The 606-nt window shown below is 68.0% G+C and carries 1 protein-coding gene; it reads right to left on the bottom strand.

The window, feature by feature from the left end:
* The coding region (vgrG, locus tag E8F20_RS00010; RefSeq protein ID WP_280281870.1) for a type VI secretion system tip protein VgrG at positions 1-606 on the bottom strand (606 nt) is incomplete at both ends.

Here is a 606-nt window from a genome sequence, read left to right as displayed (position 1 = left end):
CCCGGCGCCAGGGCGGCGCTGCTGGTGAGGCCCGACAGGCCGGTCTGCTGGTTGAGGTAGCGCTCGTGGGCGAGGCGGGCGTAGAAGTAGCCGCTTTCGCTTTGCAGGGCTTCGTCGCGGGCGTGGGGGTCGTCCAGTTCGGTGTAGGGCTCGGCGTAGTGGTAGGCCTCGCCGTAGGTGGTGGGGTCGCCCCGGGTCTGGTCGACTTCGCCGTCGAGGTAGGCAGCGGCATCGCGCGGGGTGTAGGCGCGGATGCGCAGGTTCTTCTCCACCACGCCATGGCTCGTTTGCAGGCCCCAGACGGCGTCCGCTCCGCTGCTTTGGGTGCCGGATTGCGGGCGGTAGGGCAGTTGGAGGCCGAACTGGTAGTTGCGCTGGTCGTCGTGGAACTCGACGACGTCGATGCCCAGGCGCTCGTCGGCGGTGAAGCGGTACCAGATGCCGACCTCGGCCAACAGACGCTGGATGAAGGCCAGGTCGCTTTCGCCGTACTGCATCACCTGTTCGCGCTTGGGGTATTCGCGCTTGAGGTCGAAGACGAAGTCCTGGCCGACCCAGCGGTGGCGGTCGCTGCGCAGGATCTGCTCGACGATCTCGGGCACCGAG

The sequence above is a fragment of the Pseudomonas sp. BN415 genome (genome assembly GCF_029871195.1).
GTDB lineage: Bacteria > Pseudomonadota > Gammaproteobacteria > Pseudomonadales > Pseudomonadaceae > Metapseudomonas > Metapseudomonas resinovorans.
This window is presented reverse-complemented; position numbering and strand designations above follow the sequence as displayed.